This window comes from Microbacterium sp. ISL-103 (assembly GCF_018613995.1).
Lineage (GTDB): Bacteria > Actinomycetota > Actinomycetes > Actinomycetales > Microbacteriaceae > Microbacterium.
This window is the reverse complement of sequence record NZ_JAGGPD010000415.1, coordinates 1-1,090: the sequence shown is the minus strand read 5'-3', so window position 1 is coordinate 1,090 and position 1,090 is coordinate 1. Positions and strand designations below refer to the sequence as shown.

The following is a 1,090-nucleotide window of genomic DNA, read 5'->3' as shown; positions in this document are numbered from 1 at the left end:
ACGTCTGGGACTTCTCGGAGCGATTCCGCGAGGACGTCATCGCCGACTTCGTGTCGGAATATCAGGCGGGGCGCACCCCGAACCCGTGCATGCGCTGCAACGAGAAGATCAAGTTCGCCGCCTTGCTCGAGCGTGCGATCGAGCTGGGATTCGATGCCGTCTGCACGGGGCACTACGCCACCCTGATCCCCACCGAAGCCGGGCTGGAGCTGCATCGCGCCGCCGACAACGCCAAGGATCAGTCCTACGTGCTCGGAGTTCTGACAGCGGAACAGCTGGCACACACGTATTTCCCCCTCGGAACGACGCCGTCGAAGGCCGTCGTCCGTGCGGAGGCGGCTGAGCGCGGACTCACCGTCGCGCAGAAGCCGGACAGCCACGACATCTGCTTCATCCCCGATGGTGACACCCGTGGCTGGCTGGCCGAGAAGGTCGGCACAGCGACGGGAGAAGTCGTCGATCGCACGGGTGCGGTGGTGGGCTCGCACGAAGGCGCCCACGCTTTCACCGTCGGTCAGCGCCGCGGACTCAAGCTCGGCGTGCCGGCTGCCGACGGCAAGCCGCGTTTCGTGCTCGAGGTGCGACCGGTCTCGAACACGGTCGTCGTCGGCCCGAAGGAGGCGCTCGCGACGCGTGAGATCTCCGGCGACCGCTACAGCTGGGCAGGTGCCGCACCCGTCGCCTCCGAGTTCGCCTGCGAGGTGCAGATCAGGGCGCACTCCGAGCCGGAACCCGCGCTCGCATTCGTGACGGCCGACGGAGTGCGGGTGGTGCCGGAGAAGCCTCTCGACGGCGTCGCACCCGGTCAGACCGCCGTCCTCTATGTGGGTACGCGAGTGCTCGGCCAGTTCACGATCGATCGCACGGTCTCGGCCGTGCCTGTCGACGCCTAGCGCCTCGCTCGTGATGTCGGTGGCCGCTCGTAGACTGGCGGGGTGCCGGAGAACATCTCGTTGGAAGACGCCCGTGTCGAAGCGGACGAACTGACCACTCGCATCCTCGAGGCGAAAGACGCGTACTACGGTCGCGACACCTCGATCGTCGACGACCGCACGTACGACGGCTGGCTGCATCGGCTCGAGGAGCTGGA

Annotated in this window: 1 protein-coding gene; it reads left to right on the top strand. The window is 67.2% G+C overall.

Going from position 1 to position 1,090, the window contains the following annotated elements:
- Window positions 1-893: tRNA 2-thiouridine(34) synthase MnmA (gene mnmA, locus J7E68_RS14850; protein WP_215173857.1), on the top strand; the 893-nt coding region annotated here is incomplete at its 5' end.
- Window positions 894-1,090 lie beyond the last annotated feature (197 nt).